The organism is Janthinobacterium sp. GW822-FHT07H10 (assembly GCF_058798675.1).
The window spans coordinates 60,664-76,035 of the sequence record NZ_JBXAKS010000010.1 but is presented as its reverse complement, the minus strand read 5'-3'; the positions used below and the strand labels follow the sequence as shown (position 1 = coordinate 76,035).

Annotated in this window: 15 protein-coding genes; 13 read left to right on the top strand and 2 right to left on the bottom strand. The window is 67.8% G+C overall.

What is annotated here, in order from left to right:
• The first annotated feature begins 233 nt into the window (after positions 1-233).
• From AC1RDJ_RS21150 to AC1RDJ_RS21140, 3 genes are all read left to right on the top strand, one after another.
• Positions 234-611: a BlaI/MecI/CopY family transcriptional regulator gene (locus tag AC1RDJ_RS21150; protein ID WP_071324582.1), complete on the top strand. Its 378-nt coding sequence runs from the start codon at positions 234-236 to the stop codon at positions 609-611.
• Positions 612-614: 3 nt separating this feature from the next.
• Positions 615-2,042, top strand: a complete 1,428-nt coding sequence (locus AC1RDJ_RS21145; RefSeq protein WP_493028597.1) for a M56 family metallopeptidase — start codon at positions 615-617, stop codon at positions 2,040-2,042.
• Between the two features lie 82 nt (positions 2,043-2,124).
• Complete coding sequence (locus AC1RDJ_RS21140) at positions 2,125-4,284, top strand: TonB-dependent receptor plug domain-containing protein (protein WP_493028596.1); 2,160 nt, start codon at positions 2,125-2,127, stop codon at positions 4,282-4,284.
• A 2-nt stretch (positions 4,285-4,286) separates the two neighbouring features.
• Here AC1RDJ_RS21140 and AC1RDJ_RS21135 read toward each other — a convergent pair whose 3' ends face one another.
• Positions 4,287-4,580: a hypothetical protein gene (locus AC1RDJ_RS21135; protein WP_289889190.1), complete on the bottom strand. Its 294-nt coding sequence runs from the start codon at positions 4,578-4,580 to the stop codon at positions 4,287-4,289.
• Positions 4,581-4,797: 217 nt separating this feature from the next.
• On the opposite strand from AC1RDJ_RS21135, the gene AC1RDJ_RS21130 reads away from it, so the two are divergent.
• From AC1RDJ_RS21130 to AC1RDJ_RS21115, 4 genes are all read left to right on the top strand, one after another.
• The gene (locus AC1RDJ_RS21130; protein WP_289889189.1) at positions 4,798-5,451 is read left to right on the top strand and encodes a hydrolase; all 654 of its coding nucleotides are present in this window, start codon (positions 4,798-4,800) and stop codon (positions 5,449-5,451) included.
• A 71-nt stretch (positions 5,452-5,522) separates the two neighbouring features.
• Positions 5,523-7,373: an amidohydrolase gene (locus AC1RDJ_RS21125; RefSeq protein WP_493028595.1), complete on the top strand. Its 1,851-nt coding sequence runs from the start codon at positions 5,523-5,525 to the stop codon at positions 7,371-7,373.
• Between the two features lie 9 nt (positions 7,374-7,382).
• Positions 7,383-7,589 carry a DUF1427 family protein gene (locus tag AC1RDJ_RS21120; RefSeq protein ID WP_071324576.1) on the top strand — a complete coding sequence of 69 codons (207 nt, stop codon included), beginning with the start codon at positions 7,383-7,385 and terminating at the stop codon, positions 7,587-7,589.
• Positions 7,586-7,744: a XapX domain-containing protein gene (locus AC1RDJ_RS21115; RefSeq protein ID WP_071324575.1), complete on the top strand. Its 159-nt coding sequence runs from the start codon at positions 7,586-7,588 to the stop codon at positions 7,742-7,744. Before AC1RDJ_RS21120 ends, AC1RDJ_RS21115 begins: the two co-directional genes overlap by 4 nt.
• A 193-nt stretch (positions 7,745-7,937) precedes the next feature.
• Here the strand turns inward: AC1RDJ_RS21115 and AC1RDJ_RS21110 are convergent, their stop codons facing one another.
• The gene (locus tag AC1RDJ_RS21110) at positions 7,938-8,720 is read right to left on the bottom strand and encodes an inositol monophosphatase family protein (RefSeq protein ID WP_493028668.1); all 783 of its coding nucleotides are present in this window, start codon (positions 8,718-8,720) and stop codon (positions 7,938-7,940) included.
• 195 nt (positions 8,721-8,915) lie between these two features.
• Here AC1RDJ_RS21110 and AC1RDJ_RS21105 point away from each other — a divergent pair, with 195 nt between their 5' ends.
• The 6 genes from AC1RDJ_RS21105 (at position 8,916) to AC1RDJ_RS21080 (ending at position 15,104) form a co-directional block, all read left to right on the top strand.
• Positions 8,916-9,689: an RNA methyltransferase gene (locus AC1RDJ_RS21105; RefSeq protein WP_493028594.1), complete on the top strand. Its 774-nt coding sequence runs from the start codon at positions 8,916-8,918 to the stop codon at positions 9,687-9,689.
• Entirely contained in the window at positions 9,686-10,597 is a 912-nt protein-coding gene (locus AC1RDJ_RS21100) for a LysR substrate-binding domain-containing protein (RefSeq protein ID WP_493028593.1), read from the top strand. Before AC1RDJ_RS21105 ends, AC1RDJ_RS21100 begins: the two co-directional genes overlap by 4 nt.
• Positions 10,598-10,679: 82 nt before the next feature.
• The gene (locus AC1RDJ_RS21095) at positions 10,680-11,900 is read left to right on the top strand and encodes an MFS transporter (RefSeq protein ID WP_493028592.1); all 1,221 of its coding nucleotides are present in this window, start codon (positions 10,680-10,682) and stop codon (positions 11,898-11,900) included.
• A gap of 72 nt (positions 11,901-11,972) precedes the next feature.
• On the top strand, positions 11,973-12,497 hold the full coding sequence (locus AC1RDJ_RS21090; protein ID WP_493028591.1) for a hypothetical protein: 525 nt from the start codon (positions 11,973-11,975) through the stop codon (positions 12,495-12,497).
• 10 nt (positions 12,498-12,507) lie between these two features.
• Complete coding sequence (locus AC1RDJ_RS21085; RefSeq protein WP_493028590.1) at positions 12,508-14,148, top strand: GMC family oxidoreductase N-terminal domain-containing protein; 1,641 nt, start codon at positions 12,508-12,510, stop codon at positions 14,146-14,148.
• Positions 14,145-15,104, top strand: a complete 960-nt coding sequence (locus tag AC1RDJ_RS21080) for an alpha/beta hydrolase (protein WP_493028589.1) — start codon at positions 14,145-14,147, stop codon at positions 15,102-15,104. The genes AC1RDJ_RS21085 and AC1RDJ_RS21080 overlap by 4 nt, the downstream gene beginning before the upstream one ends.
• Positions 15,105-15,372 lie beyond the last annotated feature (268 nt).

Sequence of the window (15,372 nt, the reverse complement as noted above, 5' to 3'; positions counted from 1 at the left end):
GCGCCAGTCGCAGGCAATCAGATTAGGGGTCGAAAGACAGCGGCAAGGGGACTGGTCATATGTGCCGCACACGCGAAGTATAACAGCCTTGCAAAAAAGCGTTCCAACTGTTTCAAGTTTGCAAGTCGCGGACGTGGCGGCGGGCCGCTTGTGCGACACGTGTCGCAAGTTTCGCTTGCATGCATGCGACGCGTGTCGCATAATTGTCTAATTCGTCACATGAGGGGAATTCCATGGCCACGCCATCCGTTACCGAACTGTCGTTATTAAAAGCTTTATGGAAGGAACAGCCCTTGTCGGCACGCGAACTGCATGCCCGGGTGGAAGAAGCGCTGGGCTGGTCGTTTTCATCGACGCGCAAGACGCTCGAGCGCATGCTGGAAAAGGCCATGCTGGTGCAGCGCAGCGTGCATGGCGTGCTCGTGTATGAAGCGAACGTGGACAAGGTGGCTACGCTGGCCGCCTTTGCCCACGACTTTGGCCGCCGCGTGATGGAGATCGACAGTCCTTTGCCGGTGAGTATGTTTACGGGCAGCAAGCTGGTGGACCAGCAGGAACTGGCCGCGCTGGAACAGATGCTGCACGACTGGCCGGCCGACCCCAAGGAGTAAGCGATGAGCTTGTTTACCCTGACTGTGTTGCAGGCAACGGTCGCCAGCCTGCTCGCCGGCTGGCTGCTGCAAGGCTTGCTGCACCTGGCGCAACGGCGCTGGCCCGTGCTGGCGGCGCAGCGCAGCGTGTGGCTGGGCGCCCAGCTGGTGCTGGCCGCCGCGTTTGTGCTGCCGCTGCTGCCAGACGCGCGGCAGCTGAGCGTGGTGCCCGAACTGAGTGTGCCCGTTTCCCTGGCTGGCGCGGCGCCCGGCGTGGCGCTGGCCATGGATGCGCCAGCTGCCGGGCTGCCATCCGGCACTGCCTGGCTGACCCTGGTGCCGGCCGCCTGGGGGCTGATCTATCTGCTGGGCGTCGCCTGCACGGCCTGGCGCTGGCAGCGTGGCCGCGCCATGTTGCGCACGCTGCTCGAGCTGGCGCAGCGGCGCCGGCTGCATGGCATGGACGTGCTGGAAGTGGACGCGCCGATCTCGCCGATGCTGGTGGGCGTATGGCGTCCCCGTCTGCTGTTGCCGGCGCACCTGGCGCAATTTACGCCGGAACAGCAGCAGCTGGTGATCGCCCATGAGCTGACCCATGCACGCCGCCACGACCCCTTGCTCCTGCTGCTGGCCACCATGCTGCAGGCGTTGCTGTGGTTCAATCCGGCCGCGCGCTGGCTGGCAGGCAAGCTGGCCTGGGCACAGGAGCTCGGTTGCGACCGCCAGGTACTGGCCGGCCGGCCCCCGCATCAGCGCCAGCAATATGCGGCGGCGCTGGTCAGGCAGCTGGGCCTGCAGACGCAGCCGCTGCCGGGACTGGCGTTTGGCGGCGGCCGCATGGCCGAGCGCCTGGTGCTGATGCGTAACGGGCAGGATCGCCTGCCTCCGGCCCTGCGGGCACTGACGGCGCTGCTGCTGTGCGCTATCGGCGCGGCCAGCCTGGCGCTGCAACCGGCGCTGGCGTGGACCGTGGCCACCACGCCGGCAGCCATGCTTGCCGCGCCGTCCACGGCGTCCACGGCGTGGCGCAATCCCCTGGACGTCATGCGCGTGACCGGCTTCTTTGGCGTGGTTCGCCAGCTGACGCCACACGGCCATAGCGGCATCGATCTGGGCGCCAGGCGCGGCACGCCCGTGCACGCGGCAAGCGACGGCATCGCCAGCGTCAGCGAAGATGCGCGCCTTGGCAAGGCCGTCCGCATCGACCATGGCGGTGGCGTCGAGTCCCTGTATGCCCATCTTGACCGGGTCGCGCTCACGACCGGCATGGCCGTCACGGCAGGGCAGGCCATCGGCACGGTGGGCGCTACAGGCCTGGCGACGGGGCCGCATCTGCATTTCCAGGTCACCCGCAACGGGCGCTTGCAGGATCCGCAGCAGTGGCTGGACGGTCTCGACGCGAATGCCTCGGCGCGCGCCTTGCGCATGCGCAAGGAGCAGTTCGGACGCTAGCCGGCGCGGCCAGGCCGCATGCTCCCGCCGGGCCGGCGCCATGCGCGCCGCCCGGCACCCCATCACCTTTCCGGAACCCCCCATGCGATTCAGTATATTGCTGTGCAGTCTCGCGCTGCCGTTGACGGCGCACGCGCGTGCCGATGATGGCGTTGCCCTTCCCGTCGTGCCGTCCGTCAGCGTCAAGGCCGACGCGGCGGGCCAGCGCCGCGACGACACGGTGGCGCGCATCGTCGTCGGCCACGATGAATTGATACGCCAGGGCGAGCGCAGCCTGGCCGATGCGTTGAAGCGCCTGCCCGGCCTGTCCATCGGCGGCGCGCCCGGCGGCGCCGCAGGCGCCACTGGCGGCCAAATCCAGATGCGCGGGCTGGGCCAGGGCTATACCTTGATCATGCTCAACGGCGTGCCCGTGCCGGCCGGCTTTTCGCTCGATGCGCTGGACCCGGAGCTGGTCGAGCGCGTGGAAATCATGCGCGCCGCCACGGCCGAGTTTTCCACGCAGGCGATCGCCGGGGCCATCAACATCGTGCTGAAGAAGGCGGCCGCGCGGCGCGAACGCACGTTCAAGCTGGGCGCATCGGCCAGCCACGGCATGCCGGCCGGCAGCGCCACCATGCAGCTGGCGGACAAGGCGGAGGCGCTGTCGTACGTGCTGGCCGGCACCGTCAGCCACACGGGACGCCGCGCGGCCATCGATGAGTGGAGCGGCGAGTTTGACGCCGATGGCGCGCCCGGCGTGCTGCGCCGCACGCCGCAGCGGGAGCGCGTCAGCGTCGACAGCATCGAACTGGCGCCGCGCCTGCAGTGGGCGCTGGAAGGCGAGGGCAGCCTGGCCTGGCAAAGCCTGTTGAATATCAGGCGCCTGTCCAGCCGTCGCCATGCGGGCGAGGTGGCGTACCTGGGCGGCCCCAGTGCGTATCCGGACAATGACAACGATTTCGCACAGGACAGCGGCACCGCGCGCAGCGACGTGCAATGGCTGCGCAAGCTCGCGCGCGGCGCCAGCCTCGACGTCAAGCTGGGCGCCAGCTTCCACCACCGCGCCAACGATTTCGTCTTCCTGGGACGTGGCCTTGACGGCGCGCTGCGCTCGACACACCTGGTCGATTCGGGCGTCGACGAAGTGGGCGTGCAGGCGAGCGGCAGCTATCGCCGGCCGCTGGGCGCGCAGCACACGCTGGCGGCGGGCTGGGACACGGGCTGGCGCCGGCGCCAGGATTTTCGCCGCGAGCAGCAGTTCGCGCCGGGCGCGCCGCCCGAGCTCTCGGACGAGGATTACACGGCCAGCGTGCGCCGCCTGGCCCTGTTCGCGCAGGACGAGTGGGAATTCTCGCCGCGCTGGTCGCTGTATCTGGGCTTGCGCTGGGAAGCCTTGCGCACGGCCAGCGCCACGGGCGGCGGCGCGCCCGTCGACGTGGGCTCGCAAGTGTGGAGCCCCTTGCTGCAAAGCCTGTGGAAGCTGCGCGGCCAGGACCAGCTGCGCCTGGCCGTCACGCGCACCTACAAGGCGCCCGAGATTTTCGAGCTGATGCCGCGCCGCTACACGGTCGACAATGGCAACAGCGCCACCAATCCCGACAACCAGGGCAATCCGGCCCTGCGGCCCGAGCTGGCATGGGGGCTGGACGCCGCCTACGAATACTACCTGGGCGAGGGCGCCATGCTGGGCGCCAGCGCCAGCGTGCGGCGCATCGACGGCGTGATGCTGGACCGCCTGTACCGGAACGACGGGCGCTGGGTGGTCACGCCCGTCAACCATGGCAGGGCGCTGGTGCGCGGCATCGAACTCGAAGCGAAGCTGCCCTTGGCGGCGCTGCTTGCCGGCGCGCCCGCGCTCGACCTGCGGGCCAACGTGGCGCGCAACTGGTCGCGGGTGGACGCCATCGCCGGCCCGGACAACCATCTCGACAGCCAGCTGCCGTGGAGCGCCAACTTCGGTGCGGACTACCGCCTGGCCGGCATGCCGCTGACCGTGGGCGGCAACCTGCATTACCAGGCGGGCGGGCGCTCGCGCACGTCCAGCGCGCTGCTGGCCTACCAGGGCGCCAAGCGCGAACTCGATGCGTACGCGCTGTGGCGGTTCAGCGACAGGCTGCGCTTGCGCCTGTCGGGCGCCAATTTGCTGGGGCAGCGCTACCGCACGCGCAGCTGGTATGCCGATGGCGCGGGCAGCATGCTGCGCACGGTCGACACGGGCAGCTACCGCACCCTGCGCGTGATGCTGGAAGGGGCGTTGTAGGCCTAGTCGTCCACCTCTTCGACGGCATACGCCACGCCCTGCGCATCGAGGTAGCCGCGCAGGGCGGGCAGGCCATGCCACGCGTCCGCCGCGCCGTACTGGCAGACGGACAGGCCGCCGGCGTCCAGCGCGACATCGACGTTCGGCATGGCGCCCGTATTGCCAGCCATGCGCAGTTCCCACGCCGGACCGCCATCGTGCCTGCGCCGCGCCTGCGGCAGCGTATCGAGCAGCTGCGCGATGTGCTGGCGCTGACCCGGTGTCAGGCGGGCCGCGATCCTGAATTCAAATCCCATGTTCTTCCCTTTCTCGTGCGGCTGTATTGCGGCTATTTTATATCATCGAAAAAATCGAACATAGCTTGGCATTCTTTCCGTTTTTGTTTTCAAAGTATCTCGTCCATACTGCATAGCACTGGCCCGGCACACACAGCGTCACGCAAGGGCAGGTGCAGGATCGCCGTACAACGACATCTCTTTTTCATGTTCAATTATTTTCACTAAGGAAAACATCATGCCTATCGCTACCGCCCAAGCCGCACAAAAACTGCTGACCGCCGACGATCACACCCTGATCATGATCGACCACCAGTCGCAGATGGCGTTTGCCACGCGCTCGATCGACCTGGCCCTGCTGCGCAACAATGCGGCGCTGGTGGCCAAGGCGGCGGCCGAATTCAAGGTGCCGACGATCCTGACGACGGTGGCCGCCAAATCGTTCTCCGGCCCCATCTTCGATGAAATCCAGTCCGTCTTCCCCGCGCAGGCGCCGATCGACCGCACCACCATGAACACCTGGGAAGATGCGCGCATCGCCGACAAGGTGAACGGCTACGGCAAGGGCAAGATCGTGCTGGCCGGCCTGTGGACTTCCGTCTGCATCGTCGGCCCCGCGCTGTCGGCGCTGGAGCAGGGCTTCGACGTCTATGTGATCGCCGACGCCAGCGGCGACGTCTCGGACGAAGCGCATGCGATGGCCATGCAGCGCATGATACAGGCGGGCGCGCAGCCGCTGACGTCCGTGCAATACTTGCTGGAACTGCAGCGCGACTGGGCCCGTGGCGAGACCTACAACGAGACGGTGGCGACGGCCGTGGCGCACGGCGGCGGCTATGGCCTGGGCCTGATCTACGCCAAATCCATGTTCAACGCCAGCGAAGGCCATTGATCTTTCATTGATATCGAACGGCCTGCCGCCCATGGGTGGGGCCGTGTCTTTCACCTGATACGGGAGTTCCCATGCACGCAAACACGATTTTACTCAATGGCCGCTTCCACACGGTCGACAGGACGCAGCCGATGGCGTCCGCCGTCGCCATCGCCGATGGCAAATTCCTCGCCGTCGGCGATGCAGAGGAGGTGATGCGCCATCGCGGTCCCGCCACGCAGGTGATCGACCTCGATGGCCGCACGGTGATTCCCGGCCTGAACGACTCGCACCTGCACCTGATACGCGGCGGCTTGAACTACAACCTGGAGCTGCGCTGGGAAGGTGTGCCCTCGCTGGCCGACGCCTTGCGCATGCTCAAGGAGCAGGCCTTGCGCACGCCGAACCCGCAATGGGTGCGCGTGGTGGGCGGCTGGACGGAATTCCAGTTCGCGGAAAAGCGCATGCCGACGCTCGATGAAATCAACGCGGCCGCGCCGGACACGCCCGTCTTCATCCTGCACCTGTACGACCGCGCCCTGCTGAACCGCGCCGCCCTGCGCGCCGTCGGCTACGACAAAAATACGCCGAATCCGCCGGGCGGCGAAATCGTGCGCGACGCGGCCGGCAACCCGACCGGCCTGCTGATCGCCCGGCCGAACGCCATGATCCTGTATGCGACCCTGGCGAAAGGCCCGAAGCTGCCGCTCGAATTGCAAGTCAATTCCACGCGCCAGTTCATGCGCGAACTGAATCGCTTGGGGCTGACCAGCGCCATCGACGCGGGCGGCGGCTTCCAGAACTATCCCGAGGATTACGCCGTCGTCGACGAGCTGGCGCAAAAGGAGCAGCTGACCATCCGCATCGCCTACAACCTGTTCACGCAGAACAAGGGCGCCGAACTGCAGGACTTCCAGAAGTGGACGGGCATGATCAAGCCCGGCGACGGCACGGATTTTTACCGCCACAACGGCGCCGGCGAAATGCTGGTCTTTTCCGCCGCCGATTTCGAGGATTTCCTCGAGCCGCGCCCCGAGCTGGCGGCCGGCATGGAAGACGAGCTGGAAAAGGTCGTGCGTCACCTGGTCGAGCAGCGCTGGCCGTTCCGCCTGCACGCCACCTACGACGAATCGATCAGCCGCATGCTCGACGTCTTTGAAAAGGTCAACCGCGACACGCCGTTCGGCGGCCTGCACTGGCTGTTCGACCATGCGGAAACCATCAGCCCGAAGAATATCGACCGCGTCAAGGCGCTGGGCGGCGGCCTGGCCATCCAGCACCGCATGGCTTTCCAGGGCGAGTATTTCGTCGAGCGCTATGGCGCCGACGCGGCGAAGGCGACGCCGCCCGTGCAGCGCATGCTCGATGCCGGCGTGCCCGTCGGCGGCGGCACGGACGCCACGCGGGTCGCCAGCTACAACCCGTGGACGGCGCTGTACTGGCTGGTCTCGGGGCGCACCGTGGGCGGCCTGGCCCTGACGGATGCGGCGGGGAGATTATCGCGCGACACGGCGCTGGAGCTGTGGACGGCGGGCAGCGCCTGGTTTTCTAGCGAGCATGGCAAGAAGGGGCGCATCCGTGTCGGCATGCTGGCCGACCTGTCCGTGCTGTCGGCCGATTACTTCAGCGTGCCGGAAGAAGCGATCAAGTCCATCGAATCCGTGCTGACCATGGTGGGCGGCAAGGTCGTCTACGGCCAGGCGGAATTCACGTCCCTGGCGCCGCCGGCGATTCCCGTGCTGCCCGAGTGGTCGCCCGTGCGCACGGTGCCCGGCCATTACCGGCCCGCGGCCAGGCCGGCGCAGGCCGCCATGCCGCACCAGTGCGCGGGCGCCTGCGGCGTGCATGCGCATGCCCACGACCGGGCGCGCAAGTCGGCCGTGCCGATTTCCGACTTTTCCGGCTTCTGGGGCACGCTCGGCTGCAGCTGCTTCGCCTTCTAGGAGAGTGACATGCGCTACCGGAAAGTGATGCTGGGCCTGCTGCTGGCCTTTGTCGTGGGTTTCGTCTGCCAGCTGGCGCATATCCCCGTGCCGGCGCCGCCCGTGCTGGGCGCCGCGCTGCTGGTGTTCCTGACCAGCTGCGGCTACTGGCTGACGGGTTTGTACCTGCAGCGCCGCGCAGAAGAAGCGCAGCGAGAGCAGCGGGGTGCGCCATGAACGTCATGCTGGCCGGATCGGTACTGGGCTTGCTGGTGGGGGCCGTGTGCCGCTGGTTCGACCTGCCGTCGCCCACGCCGCCCACGCCGACGGGTGCGGCGATGGTGGTGGCCATGACCCTGGGCTTTGTCGTGGCGGGGCAAATCAGCCTGTGAATGCAAAAAAACCGGCCAAGGCCGGTTTTTTTCTGACTGCCTGCACAGGCGTTACAGCACAGCTGCAAAACTGTCGCGAGCGGCGATGAATTGTGGCCGGGCAGCGCAACTGTACTTCAGTACAGTGGGCATCGCCGGCCGCAAGGCGCGCCGCGCAGCAGGTTTTGTCGGGTGTTATCAGGCGAAAGGCGTATCAGGCGAAAGGCGTGAGCAGCGTAATCATCTGGCCAAAGATCTTCGGGCTGGCGGCGATGACGTCGCCCTTGTACAGATATTCCGACTCGCCGTTGAATTCACCGACGATGCCGCCCGATTCCGTGATCATCAGGGCGCCAGCGGCGATATCCCAGGGCTTCAAGCCTTTTTCGTAGAAACCGTCCAGGCGGCCGCAGGCGACGTAGGCCAGGTCCAGCGCGGCCGAGCCGGCGCGGCGCACGCCCTGGCTGCGTTCGCCCATGATCTGGTACATCTTCAGGTATTCGTCGAGCGCGCGGGCGCTGCCGGCCACGTAGCCGGTGCCCAGCAGGGCGTTCGAGATGCGGTCGAGCTTGGTGACGCGGATGCGTTTTTCGTTCAGGTAGGCGCCGGCGCCCTTGGTGGCCGTGAACAGGTCGTTGCGTACCGGGTCATAGATGACGGCTTGCGTGACGATGCCGCGATGCGCGAGCGCGATCGAGACGCAGTATTGCGGGAAGCCGTGGATAAAGTTGGTGGTGCCGTCCAGCGGATCGATGATCCACTGATATTCATTCTCGTCGTGCGTGTTGGCGGAAGCGCCCGATTCCTCGCCCAGGATCGCGTGATCCGGGTAGGCTTTGGACAGCACCTCGATGATGGCTTGTTCGGCCGCCTGGTCGACGTCGGTGACGAAATCGTTATGTTGTTTTTCCGTGACGACGACGCGGTCGAGGTCAAAAGAGGCGCGATTGATGACGGCGGCGCCGCGGCGGGCGGCTTTGATCGCCGTATTGAGCATTGGGTGCATGTGAGCTTCCGTTAAAAGCACGCGACCGCCCAGCGTCGCCTTTCGGCGCCGGTACGATGGAGTGCAAGAATGAATTAAAGAGCGGAGCGGTGCCGAAGTGGTTAAAATCCCGGCCTGGAGTCAGCGTTTTGTGGCTCCGTTTTCCGAAATTTCCTGTATCGATACCGCGCAATAGCGCTATTTTAAATGAATCTGCCCGAAATCAACACGTCTCTTTTCAAACGCCTGCGATTTATTCTTGTCGAAACTAGTCGTCCTGGCAACATTGGCGGCGTCGCGCGCGCCATGAAAACGATGGGTTTTTCCGATCTGGTGCTGGTCAACCCGCGCTTTCCCGATGCCTTGACGGATGCGGAAGCGGTGGCTTTCGCCAGCGGCGCGCAGGACATCCTGGCCGGCGCGCGCATCGTCAGTTCCATCGCCGAGGCGCTCGAGGGCTGCAATTACGCGGCGGCCGTCTCGGCCCGCCTGCGCGAATTCTCGCCGCCCGTCACGGCGCCGCGCGCCATCGCGGCCCAGCTGGCGGCCGGCACGGACTTGCACGCGGCCGTCATCTTCGGCAACGAGCGCTTCGGCTTGCCCAACGAGATCGTCGAGCAGTGCAACGTGCTGATCAACATCCCCGCCAATCCCGAGTATTCCTCGCTGAACCTGTCGCAGGCGGCGCAGGTCGTCGCCTATGAGTGCCGCGTGGCGGCGCTCGATGCATCGGGCGAGGCGCCAGCGGCCAGCGCGGTCGGTTTCCATGGCGACGCGGCCAGCCTGGCCCAGGTCGACGGCATGTACGCGCATTTGCAGGAGGCGCTGGTTGCCATCGATTTCCTCGATGCCGAGAATCCGAAAAAGCTCATGCCAAGGTTGAAACGCCTGTTTTCGCGCACGGGGCTGGAGACGGAAGAAGTCAATATCCTGCGCGGCATCGCGCGGCATATCCTGGCGATGGCGAAAAAAGGCCCATGATAGAAACCCGGCTGCTGCGCCAGTTCATCGCCGTCGCCGAGGAACTGAATTTCCGCCGCGCGGCCGAACGGCTGCACATGGCGCAGCCGCCCCTGTCGCAGGCAATCCTGCGCCTGGAAGAGGCGCTTGGCTATCCCGTGTTCGAGCGCACGAACCGCAAGGTCAGTTTGACGCCAGCCGGCACGGCCTTCCTGGCCACGGCGCGCCAGGTGCTGCTGACACTGGAAGAAGGCGTGGCCGCCACGCGCCGCGTGGCGCAGGGCATCGAGGGGCACTTGCGCCTGAGTTTTATCCACATCACGCCCTACGCCCGCGTGCTCGAGGCCTTGCGCGCCTTCCGCGCCGCCTCGCCGGCCGTGCAATTCACCTTGCGCGAAGCGTCGACGCAGCAGCAGGTCGAGTGGCTGGAGCGGGGCGACGTGGATATCGCCCTGCTGCGCGCGCCCGGCCGCAGCACGCCGGGCTTGCGTTTCGAGCGCCTGTCCGGCGAAGACATCGTGATTGCGCTGCCATCTGCGCACCGCTGCGCGGGGCAGGCGCGCGTGGATCTGGCCGACCTGGCCGGCGATGATTTCGTCGCTTCGCCGCGCGAGCTGGGCCAGGGTTTCCACGACCAGTTGGCCAGCCTGTGCCTGCATGCGGGTTTCGTGCCCCGCGTGGTGCAGCAGGCGCGCCGCCTGCAAACGGTGCTGGGATTGGTGGCGGCCGGCTTCGGCGTGGCCCTGCTGCCGGCCAGCCTGGCCGCGTGCGCGCCAGCCGGCGTGAACATGCTGCCGCTGGAGAGCGACGCGCCCGAGGCGCTGCGCCAGCTCGACCTGTACATGGCGTGGGACCCGCAGCGCATTTCTCCCGTGCGCGAACGGCTGCTGGCGCAGCTGCGGCGGTCCGTTACCCAGCGAGACGCATGAAGTCTCATTCTAAGATAAAAAAGATATTTTACAGATGATGGCCCAGGGGCCAGCATGGCGCTTTGCCTGTACTGGAACCGCCATGTCCCTTGCTTCCCCCCCTGTTCCTGCGCCTGCCGCCGCGCGCGCCGCGGCGGCGCTGCCGCCCGCTATTTACCTGCTGTCCCTGTGCAGCTTTGCCTTTGGCCTGTCCGAATTCATCGCCGCCGGCCTGCTGTCGGGCATGGCGCGCGACCTGCACGCCAGCGTGGCGGCGGCCGGCGGCGCGATCGCCGCGTATGCGCTGGGGGCGGCCATCGGCGCGCCCATCCTGACGGCCGTGCTGGCGCGCCGGCCCACCCGCCAGGTGCTGGCGGCCACGATGATCGTGCTGGCGCTGGGCAGCGTGGCCATGGCGATGGCGCCGGGCCTGGGCGTGCTGCTGGGCGTGCGCTTTGCCGTCGGCCTCGCGCACGGGGTGTTCATGGCCGTCGCGTCGCACGCGGCCACCAGCCTGGTCGATCCGGGCCGCGCCGGAAGGGCGCTATCCATCGTCTGGCTGGGCCTGACCCTGGCGCTGGCCGGCGGCGTGCCGCTGGGAACCTGGCTGGGCGCCGTGTCGTCGTGGCGTTCGGTGTTTGCCGCCATCGGCGCGCTGGCCCTGTGCGGCGGCGCCGGTCTGCTGTGGGCCATGCCGCGCGCGCGCCAGCAGGCGCCGGCCGTGTCGGCCCTGGCCAGTCTGCGCGCCATCCTGCGCCCGCCGCTGCTGCTGGCGGCCGGCGTGGCGGCGCTGGTCAGCGTGGCCACCTTCAGCTTTTTCACGTATGTCTCGCCATTTCTGCTGCAGCTGGGCGGGCTCGGTGCGGGTTGGCTGGGCGCCGCCATGCTGTGCTTTGGCGTGTGCGCCATCGGCGGCAACCTGCTGGGCGGCTGGTGCGCGGATCGCGCCGACGCGCAGCGTTCCGCCGTGCTGGCCCTGGCCGCGCTGGCGCTCAATTTATCGCTCTTCTATCTGCTGCGCGGCCAGCCCGTCGCCTTGCTGGTCCTGTGCGGCAGCCTGGGCATGCTGTTCTTCGCCCTCGTGACCCTGTCCACCATGCGCCTGCTGCGCCTGGCGCAGCAGCATTGCCCGGGCAGCGACGCCGTGGCGGCCGGCTTGAACATCGCCGCCTTCAACCTGGGCACGGCCGCCGGCGGGGCGCTGGGCGGCATGCTGATCGTCGCCTTCGGCCTGGCCAGCATCGCCCTGGGCGGCGCGCTGGCGGCGCTGCTGGCCATGCTGGTGCTGTGGCTGCAGTGCCGGAAACTAGACGCGCCGCTCTAGTTTTTGCGCGCGGAAGCCTGCGTTCTTTGGCGTACACTGGCTTGCAAAAGGCAGGATAAAACAAGGGGAGACATGGGTATGCGACGCAGATCGTTTCTGAAGCTGGGCCTCATCGGCGCCTGTACGCTGGCGGCCGGCGGCGCCGCGTACCGCGCGGTGCGCGGGCCTGCGCCGCCCGGGCGTTTCGTGCTCGACGGCGAGGCGCGCGCGGCGCTGGCCGCCATCGTGCCGGCCATGCTGGGCGGCGCGCTGCCGCAGGACGCTGGCGCGCGGGCCGCGGCGCTCGACGGCGCCATCGTCGGCGTGCGCACGGCCATCCTCGGCTTGCCGCTGGCGGCGCAGCAGGAAGTGCAGGACCTGTTCGGCTTGCTGGCGCTGGCGCCGGCGCGGCGCTTCGTCGCCGGCGTGAAAGGCGGCTGGCGCGAAGCCGACCCGGCCCAGGTCAGCGCCTTTTTGCAGTCGTGGCGCACGCACCGCCTGGCCACCCTGCAGACGGCGTACCTGGCCCTGCATGACCTGATCCTCGGCGCCTGGTATGCCGATGCCGCCCACTGGGCCGCCATCGGCTATCCGGGCCCGCTGCCCGAACTGAGCTGACAAGGCCACCATGAGCACATCCCCCATACCCGATCCCGTCGCCGCCGGCATTGCCGCCGGCTGGAAAGTCATCGACGCCAGCACCGTGGCCGCCGACCGCACGCTGGAAGCCGACGTGGTCGTCATCGGCAGCGGCGCCGGCGGCGGCGTGACGGCGGAAATCCTCGCGCTGGCCGGCTTGAGCGTCCTGATCGTGGAGGAGGGCGGCCTGAAGTCCTCGCAAGACTTCAAGATGCGCGAGGCCGACGCCTATCCCGCCCTGTACCAGGAATCGGCCGCGCGCAAGACGCGCGACAAGGCGATCAATATCCTGCAGGGGCGCACCGTCGGCGGCTCGACCACCGTCAACTGGACTTCGAGCTTCCGCACGCCGCCCGGCACGCTCGAATACTGGCAGCGCCATTTCGGCCTGGCCGGCTATTCGGTGGACGCGATGGCGCCGTGGTTCTCCATGATGGAGCGGCGCCTGCACGTGAGCGACTGGGCCGCGCCGCCGAATGAAAACAACGACTTATTGCGCCGTGGCGCGACGGCGCTGGGCATCCCCACGGCCGCCATCCGGCGCAATGTGAACGGCTGCTGGAACCTCGGCTACTGCGGCATGGGCTGTCCGACGAACGCCAAGCAGTCGATGCTGGTGACGACGATCCCCGCGGCGCTGGCGCTGGGGGCGTCCCTGCTCGTGCATGCGCGCGCCGAGCGCTTCCTTTTCAAGGGTGAGCGCATCGACAGCCTGCAGGTGACGGCGCTCGACGTTGCCGGGCAGGCGCCGACGGGCGTGCGCATCACGGTGCGCGCCAAACACTTCGTGCTGGCCGGCGGCGCCATCAATTCGCCGGCGCTGCTGCTGCGCTCGCAGGCGCCCGACCCGCACGGTTTGCTGGGCCGGCGCACCTTCCTGCATCCGACGGTGATTTCGGCGGGCCTGTTCGCGCAGCGCGTCGACGCCTATGCGGGTGCGCCGCAGACGATTTATTCCGACCATTTCCTGCATGTGGCGCCCATCGACGGCGCCATCGGCTACAAGCTCGAGGCGCCGCCGCTGCACCCGCTGCTGATGGCCACCACCATGGGCGGCTTCGGCGACGAGCACGCGCGCATCATGCGCGAATTCCCCCATGCGCATGCCTTGCTGGCGCTGCTGCGCGACGGCTTTCACCATGACTCGGCCGGCGGCAGCGTGTCGGTCGACAGCTTCGGCGCGCCCGTGCTCGACTATCCGCTCACGCCCTTCCTCTGGGATGGCGTGCGGCGCGCGCTGCTGTCGATGGCGGAAATCCAGTTCGCCGCCGGCGCGCAGAGCGTGTATCCGGTGCATGAAATGGCCGGCCACTACACCAGCTGGACGCAGGCGAAGCAGGCCATCGGCGATTTGCCGCTCAAGGCCCTGCTGGCGCGCGTCGTGTCGGCCCACGTGATGGGCGGCTGCGCCATGTCCGACGATGCGCGCCTGGGCGTGACGGGCGCCGATGGCCGCTACCACGGCGTGCGCAACCTGTCCGTGCACGACGGCTCGCTGTTCCCCACCTCGATCGGCGCCAATCCGCAGCTGACCATCTATGCGCTGGCGGCGCGCCTGGCCAGCGGCCTGGCGCAGGAACTGACGGGCAAGCCGGCGCCCGTGCCCATGCCCGCATCCGCCGCCGCATGATCGCGCGCATCCTCCGCTGGCTGATGCTGCTGCAAGTGCTGGCCGTGCTGGGGGTGGCCTGCCTGGCCATGCGGGCCTGGGGCGTCGCGTCGCCCGCCGTGGCCGTGCTGCTGGCGCTGGCGCTGCTGCTGGCCGTGCGGGCGCTGATCGTGCTGCGCAATTTCCGGCAAAGCCGGCGCTTCGGCAGTCCCGTGCCGCCGGAGTATCAGCTGGGCGCCCTGGGCGCGGCGCGCCTGTTTTTCGGCGAGCTGCGCGCCACCCTGTGGACGTCGTCCTGGGGCATGCTGCGTCCGCGCCTGGCTGTGCTGGACGCCGCCGCGCCATCCGGGGGCTTGCCCGTGCTGCTGATCCACGGCTATGTGTGCAACCGCGGTTACTGGACGCGGCTGAGCGGCATGCTGGCGCGCGCCGGCATCGCGCACGACGCCGTCGACCTGGAACCGATCGGCGCCGATATCGAGGCCTTCGTGCCCCAGGTGGAGGTGGCCGTCGAGGCGCTGTGCGCGCGCACGGGCAGCGCGCAAGTCGTCGTGGTGGCGCACAGCATGGGCGGCCTGGTGGCGCGCGCCTGGCTGCGCCGCCATGGCGCGGCCCGTGTGGCCCGCGTCATCACCATCGGCACGCCGCACCACGGCACGCGGCTGGCCAACCTGGCGGCGGGCGCCAATGCGCGCCAGATGCGCCGCCTCAACGATGAGCCGGACAGCTGGCTGGCGCAGCTGGCCGCCGGCGAGCCGCCCGCGGTGCGCGCGCTGTTCACGTCGATCTACTCGCACCACGACAATATCGTTGCGCCGCAATCGTCCGCGCACCTGCCTGGTGCGCGCAATATCGCCCTGGGCGGCATCGGCCACGTGGCGTTGGCCAGCGACGCGCGCGTGCTGCGCCGGGTGCTGGCTGAAATCACTATCAAGTGCGAAGTCGTCAAGGCCCCTTGTACCCCCCATTTTGGCTGAGCAACGTGGCGTTTTGTCTGCATGGCAAGACTGTCGCTTTTAACTCTGCTGTTGCCTGTATTTAACGATATCGGGGCCAGAAATTACTGTTTTCCACAGACGTACTGTATTAAGCTAACGTCAGGAAGTAGCCGCCGGGAAATTGATTGCCGCGTCTGCCTGCGCCGTCCCGCTGAAATCCACGGACAAGATTTTTACCGGAATCTATGGCAAGATGTTGTAGGATTGTTATGTTACGCGCGCAAGCGGAAAATGGGCGCAAGCAAAA

Excerpts from the sequence above, each read along its gene's own strand:
- AC1RDJ_RS21150 (WP_071324582.1), top strand. The coding sequence starts at position 234 with ATGGCCACGCCATCCGTTACCGAACTGTCGTTATTAAAAGCTTTATGG.
- AC1RDJ_RS21145 (WP_493028597.1), top strand. The coding sequence starts at position 615 with ATGAGCTTGTTTACCCTGACTGTGTTGCAGGCAACGGTCGCCAGCCTG.
- AC1RDJ_RS21140 (WP_493028596.1), top strand. The coding sequence starts at position 2,125 with ATGCGATTCAGTATATTGCTGTGCAGTCTCGCGCTGCCGTTGACGGCG.
- AC1RDJ_RS21135 (WP_289889190.1), bottom strand. The coding sequence starts at position 4,580 with ATGGGATTTGAATTCAGGATCGCGGCCCGCCTGACACCGGGTCAGCGC.
- AC1RDJ_RS21130 (WP_289889189.1), top strand. The coding sequence starts at position 4,798 with ATGCCTATCGCTACCGCCCAAGCCGCACAAAAACTGCTGACCGCCGAC.
- AC1RDJ_RS21125 (WP_493028595.1), top strand. The coding sequence starts at position 5,523 with ATGCACGCAAACACGATTTTACTCAATGGCCGCTTCCACACGGTCGAC.
- AC1RDJ_RS21120 (WP_071324576.1), top strand. The coding sequence starts at position 7,383 with ATGCGCTACCGGAAAGTGATGCTGGGCCTGCTGCTGGCCTTTGTCGTG.
- AC1RDJ_RS21115 (WP_071324575.1), top strand. The coding sequence starts at position 7,586 with ATGAACGTCATGCTGGCCGGATCGGTACTGGGCTTGCTGGTGGGGGCC.
- AC1RDJ_RS21110 (WP_493028668.1), bottom strand. The coding sequence starts at position 8,720 with ATGCTCAATACGGCGATCAAAGCCGCCCGCCGCGGCGCCGCCGTCATC.
- AC1RDJ_RS21105 (WP_493028594.1), top strand. The coding sequence starts at position 8,916 with ATGAATCTGCCCGAAATCAACACGTCTCTTTTCAAACGCCTGCGATTT.
- AC1RDJ_RS21100 (WP_493028593.1), top strand. The coding sequence starts at position 9,686 with ATGATAGAAACCCGGCTGCTGCGCCAGTTCATCGCCGTCGCCGAGGAA.
- AC1RDJ_RS21095 (WP_493028592.1), top strand. The coding sequence starts at position 10,680 with ATGTCCCTTGCTTCCCCCCCTGTTCCTGCGCCTGCCGCCGCGCGCGCC.
- AC1RDJ_RS21090 (WP_493028591.1), top strand. The coding sequence starts at position 11,973 with ATGGGTATGCGACGCAGATCGTTTCTGAAGCTGGGCCTCATCGGCGCC.
- AC1RDJ_RS21085 (WP_493028590.1), top strand. The coding sequence starts at position 12,508 with ATGAGCACATCCCCCATACCCGATCCCGTCGCCGCCGGCATTGCCGCC.
- AC1RDJ_RS21080 (WP_493028589.1), top strand. The coding sequence starts at position 14,145 with ATGATCGCGCGCATCCTCCGCTGGCTGATGCTGCTGCAAGTGCTGGCC.